This is a genomic window from Sphingomonas sp., from assembly GCF_031380695.1.
In the GTDB taxonomy this organism is placed as follows: domain Bacteria; phylum Pseudomonadota; class Alphaproteobacteria; order Sphingomonadales; family Sphingomonadaceae; genus Sphingomicrobium.
On record NZ_JANMWY010000205.1, the window covers coordinates 1 to 5,163 of the forward strand.

Here is a 5,163-nt window from a genome sequence, read left to right on the forward strand (position 1 = left end):
TTGGCGACAGACCCGTCCGCCCGACTCCCGCCGCGCATATGGGGGAAAGGCGGGGCGCGATCAACCAGTCGCCGTCGCGCCCCTCCGCCTCACATCATATGGTGAGTCTTGCACACCCGAACTTTTTTCCCGTGGCGCATATGCGTGTGACACATGCGCTTGCTGTGCATCGCGTGAGTGCCGCTCATAGAGGAGTGCATGCTGCTACTCTCATGCGTCGCGGTCGTCGACGTCGTGCTCATGGCCTTGTCCGGCATCGCCATCGCGCCCATCGTCTCCGTCGAATTAGTCGTTTGGGCCATTGCGGCGGTGGCCAGCATGCCGGCAGCAAGCCCGATCAAAATCCTCATGTCACTCTCCTGCTTAAGGGCGTCAGGGAATCGACGAGAGAGCAGTTCCGATCTGGAAAACGGTCGCACCGGGATCGAGCGACAGGCGCCCGGCCAGTAATACGGTTTCCCGCACACTGGCATAGGCGTCCAACGCACGCTCCCGTTTTCGACCGTCCAGCAACAGCACCTCTCGCGCGACGACGCTGGGGACCAAACGGAGGAAGGCGGCATAGCGTTCCGCCGCCGCCTTTCTCGAGAGCGACTGGGCTAGCTTCGAGCGACGCGAGTTGGTCGGGTCGCCGTCGCGCATCAGCGCCCGCAATTCCGCCTCGACCGGGGCCAGGTCGAGCGCGGCGTAGGACAGGGCACGGCCGGCCGACCCCTCCGCCAGCGGCAGCAGCCGGGCCACGTCGGCGTCGGGCAGCTCGCGGCGCAGGACCGACGCCAGGGCCGCGTCGTCGAGCGGCTGGAAATCGAGCCGGCGGCAGCGCGAGCGGATCGTCGGCAACAATCGCCCCGGCGCATGGGCAACCAGCAGGAACAGACAGTTGGCCGGCGGCTCCTCCAGCATCTTGAGCAGCGCATTGGCCCCTTCCGCCTCCAGATCGTCGGCAGCATCGATGATCACCGCGCGCCACGGCGACAGGAACGGCGTCGAACCAAACAGCGACCCCAGCTTGCGCACTTGGTCGACACTGATGTTGCGCCGCAGCTTGTCGCCCTTGTCGTTGAGCTCGCGCTTCAACAGGCGAAAATCGGGGTGGCTGCCGGCTGCCATCAAATGGGCGACGGGATGATCGGCTGGCGTGTCGAGGCCGGCTAAATCGACCGGCGGACCCGCCCCCTCGGCGAGAATGCGCAGCGCCGCAGCGCGGGCGAAACAGGCTTTGCCCACCCCGCGCGGCCCGGCCAGCAGCCAGGCATGGTGCAACTTGCCCGACGCGACCGCCTCGGCGAATTGGGCGACCGCGCGATCCTGTCCGGCGATCATGGCAAATCGTCCAGCGCGGCGAGCAGGCGCGCGGTCACCTCCGTCTCGCTGCCGCTGGCGTCGATCAGCCGCACCCGCTCGGGTTCCTCGGCGGCGATCCGCTGAAACCCCTCGTCGACCGCGCGATGAAAGCCAGCATCCCGCCCACCGATCCGATCCGACGCACCGCCGTCGCGCTCCTCCGCGCGCCCCCGCCCCTCCGCTTCGCCCAGCGTCAGCACCAGTGTCCGATCAGGCAGAAAATCCTCGCTCCCGAACCGGTGCAACGCGCGGATCGCCTCCCCGCCCAGTCCCAGCCCGCCGCCCTGATAGGCGATACTGCTGTCGACGAAGCGGTCCGACAGCACCCACTGCCCCGCGTCGATCGCCGGGCGGATGGTCTGTTCGACATGGTCGGCGCGGGCGGCGGCGAACAGCAGCGCTTCGGCGCGCGGCGACCAGCGCCCCTCGTCCCCCGTCAGCAGCAACCCCCGGATCGCCTCGGCCCCCGGACTGCCGCCCGGCTCGCGCGTCGTCACCAGGTTGATGCCGCGCCCGCGCAATGCGGCCGCCAGTTCGCGCAGCTGGGTGGACTTGCCGACCCCCTCGCCGCCTTCGAGCGTGATGAACCGGCCCCGGCTCATCCCATTCTTACCCACGCCAAGGTCAAGCCATGCCGAGCAATTGCTTCAGCCCGATCCACGCCCGCCCGAAAAATCCGGCCTCGCTCACCGCTTCCCCGGCGACCAGCGGCATCACCTGCGGCCCATTGTCGGTCGTGACGACCAGGTCGGCGACATGTGCGCCCTTGGCGATCGGCGCCTTCAGCGGCCCGCTGTAGCGGATCCGCGTCGACTTGATCTGGCTACCGAGCCCGGCCGGCAGGGTCAGCGCGATCGGCCCCGGCGCGACCAGACTGACGTCGCTCGCCGAGCCCAGCTGCACCTTGGCGCTGCCGACCCTCGCCCCCGCCGCATAGAGCGGCTTGGTCGTCCAGGCGTTGAACCCCCAGTTCATCAGCCGCACGCCTTCCGCGATGCGCTGGTTGAAGCTCGCCATCCCCGCCATCACCACGATCAGCCGCCGCCCATTCTGCTCGGCCGACCCGGTAAAGCCATAGCCCGCCTCGTCGGTATGCCCGGTCTTCAGCCCGTCCGCCCCCGCCACCCGGTCGAGCAGCGGATTGCGATTATCCTGCTTGATGTCCGCCCCCGACCCCAGCGTTTTGCCCCACGTAAACGACGCCTGCGCATAGAATTTCTTGTACAGCGCCGGATGCCGCTCGATGCTCGCCCGCGCCAGCTTGGCCAGGTCGCGCGCCGTCACCATCGTCACGTCATTGTCGGGCCAGCCATTGGGCGTCCCGAAATAGCTGTTGGTAATGCCCAGTGACTTGGCCAGCGCATTTTCCTGCGCGACGAATGCCTGTTCGGTCCCCGCAACGCATTCCGCCAGCACGATCGCGGCGTCATTGCCCGACAGCGTGACGATCCCGTGCAGCAGATTCTCGACGCTGACCTGCTCGTTCGGCGACAGGAACATGGTCGATCCTGCGGCGGGGCCGTGCCACTTGGCCCATGTCTCGGGCTGGACGGTGCACATCTTCGCCAGTGACAGCTGGCACTTGTCGATCAGCTCGAACGCCAGTTCGGTTTCCATCATCTTGGCCATCGACGCCGGCGGCATCCGGCGATCGGCGTCCTTGGCCAGCAACTCCGCCCCCGACGACAGGTCGATCAGATAGGCGATCGGCGCCGGCGTCTCATAGGGCGGAGCGGCGGCGGGCGCGGCGCTCGCCAGGGTCAGGGCGACGGCGGTGGTGAGCAGGACGGCACGGGTCAAATGGACGACTCCCGGGGATGAACGATTGCACCCTCTCTACCCCCGCCATGGCCGTGGTGCGAGCCTTAACGCCGGGCGATCGCATCCGCGAGTAGCCCGACCGATAGCGCGTAGAAATTGCTGCAATTATATTCCAGGATCACCCGGTAATTGCTGGTCAGCAGATAGGCGGGCGCAGTGGGTCCATCGGGCTCCAGCAGCGACGCGGGTTCGTCGTCAGGCAGCGTGCGCCCGGTCGGCACCACGCCCAGCGCGCGCCACTCGCGCATCGTCAGCCACCGGCTATGCCGTGCGAACACCCGCGTGCAACGTGCTGCAACGACGTTGTTCCTGACCGCCGCCCGATCGAAGGTTGCCGGCACCCGCGCGGCCACGCCCCACGACACCCCCGCCTTCCAGCCCGCATTCTTGAAGAAATTGGCGATCGACGCCAGCGCGTCGCTCTGGCTGCTCCAGATATCGACCCGCCCGTCGCCGTCGCCGTCGACCGCCAGCTTGAGCACCGCCGACGGCATGAACTGCGGATAGCCCGTCGCCCCCGCCCAGCTCCCGCGCAGCCGCGAACGCGGCGTCCCCCGGTCGATCAGCTGCAGCGCGGCGATCAGCTCGCCCTCGAACAGCGCACGCCGCCGCCCGTCGTACGCCAGCGTCGCCAGCGAATCGAGCAGGTCGAACCCGCCGGTGACCACGCCGTAACTCGTCTCATGCCCGAAGATCGCGACCGGCATCGCGGCATCGACCCCGGTCCGCGTCTGCAATCCCCACAGCCGCGTCCAGTTGGTGGCGTAGACCGTCTGCCCGCGCGCGATCAGCGAGGGCGTGACATGGTCGCGACGATAGGGCGCGAACGGCGGCACTGTCGTCGTTGGCATCACCCCGCCCGGCTGCCCCCGGTCGAGCCGCACAACCCGCATATCGAGCGACAGGAACGGGATGATCGAGCTGATCGTCCCCTCGCTCACTCCGGCAGCGCGCGCCCGCGCCGAGATCATCGCCTTGTACCCGGCAAAGCCCATCGCCGCCCCGGTCACCGATGACGGCGTCAGCGCCGGTACTGCCGGCCCCGGCCGCTGCAGGACGACCGTCGGCCCGCTGGGCGGAAAGCTCGGGACCGGCCGAACCACCGGCGGCAGTACCGGCTTCGGCGCGACCATTAGCTCCGGCAATGGCGCCAGCGGATCGGGCGCGACCTGGGCGATCAGCGGCCCCGCCCCGCCCATCGCCAGCAGCATCGCTCCGCCCACCCAAAGAACCACACGACCCGTCACGCATCCCCTTTCGCCGCGCCGCGATGAACGCCCGCTGGCCCTTGCCAGCAGATCATGGCGCTTGCACAGCCATTTCCGATCAGGCTAGCGCCACGGCGTGCGGATGGGTGGCCGAGTGGTTTAAGGCACCGGTCTTGAAAACCGGCGTGGGTGGAAGCTCACCGTGGGTTCGAATCCCACCCCATCCGCCAGCGACACTTTCTTTGACCGATCCGGTGGGCGGCGAAGGTACCCTGGGGTAGCGCGTCTCGGGGAGGTCGGCTAAGGGCCGCCGTCCTTCTTTTGTCGGAGACCATGACGTGGGCGAGCCTGCCATCCTGCCGTTCGACTGGGCCGATCCGTTCGACCTGGAGCATCAGCTGACCGACGAGGAGCGGTTGGTCCGCGATACGGCCGAGGCGTACGCGCAGGAGCAACTCCAGCCGCGTGTCACCGAGGCCTATCTCAACGAGGATTTCGACCGCGAGATCTTGCGAGAAATGGGCGCGCTCGGGCTGATCGGCGCGACGGTGCCGGAGGAATATGGCGGGGCGGGCCTCGGCTACGTCAGCTATGGCCTGATCGCCCGAGCGGTCGAGCGGGTCGACAGCGGCTATCGCTCGGCGATGTCGGTCCAGTCGAGCCTGGTGATGTACCCGATCCTTGCCTATGGTTCTGAAGACCAGCGGCGCAACTATCTGCCGGGATTGGCGAAAGGTGAATTGGTCGGCTGCTTCGGCCTGACCGAGCCCGAGGCCGGATCGGACCCGGG

At 68.1% G+C, this 5,163-nt stretch carries 6 protein-coding genes and 1 tRNA gene; 2 read left to right on the plus strand and 5 right to left on the minus strand.

Features of this window, described 5'->3' with window-relative positions; all coding sequences use genetic code 11:
- Positions 1-89 precede the first annotated feature (89 nt).
- The 5 genes from RMN84_RS07525 to RMN84_RS07545 form a co-directional block, all read right to left on the minus strand.
- Complete coding sequence (locus RMN84_RS07525) at positions 90-350, minus strand: hypothetical protein (RefSeq protein ID WP_309611561.1); 261 nt, start codon at positions 348-350, stop codon at positions 90-92.
- 22 nt (positions 351-372) lie between these two features.
- Complete coding sequence (locus RMN84_RS07530; RefSeq protein ID WP_309611562.1) at positions 373-1,323, minus strand: DNA polymerase III subunit delta'; 951 nt, start codon at positions 1,321-1,323, stop codon at positions 373-375.
- A complete protein-coding gene (tmk, locus tag RMN84_RS07535; protein WP_309611563.1) occupies positions 1,320-1,946 on the minus strand; it encodes a dTMP kinase in 627 nt (208 codons plus the stop codon). The genes RMN84_RS07530 and tmk overlap by 4 nt, the downstream gene beginning before the upstream one ends.
- 22 nt (positions 1,947-1,968) lie before the next feature.
- Positions 1,969-3,144, minus strand: coding sequence for a D-alanyl-D-alanine carboxypeptidase family protein (locus RMN84_RS07540; RefSeq protein ID WP_309611564.1), 1,176 nt, complete (start codon positions 3,142-3,144; stop codon positions 1,969-1,971).
- Positions 3,145-3,209: 65 nt separating this feature from the next.
- Positions 3,210-4,160 carry a lytic transglycosylase domain-containing protein gene (locus tag RMN84_RS07545; RefSeq protein WP_405051461.1) on the minus strand — a complete coding sequence of 317 codons (951 nt, stop codon included), beginning with the start codon at positions 4,158-4,160 and terminating at the stop codon, positions 3,210-3,212.
- A gap of 353 nt (positions 4,161-4,513) precedes the next feature.
- Here RMN84_RS07545 and RMN84_RS07550 point away from each other — a divergent pair.
- Both RMN84_RS07550 and RMN84_RS07555 read left to right on the plus strand, forming a co-directional pair.
- Positions 4,514-4,603, plus strand: a tRNA-Ser gene (locus tag RMN84_RS07550).
- Positions 4,604-4,711: 108 nt separating this feature from the next.
- Positions 4,712-5,163: acyl-CoA dehydrogenase family protein (locus RMN84_RS07555; protein WP_309611566.1), on the plus strand; the 452-nt coding region annotated here is incomplete at its 3' end.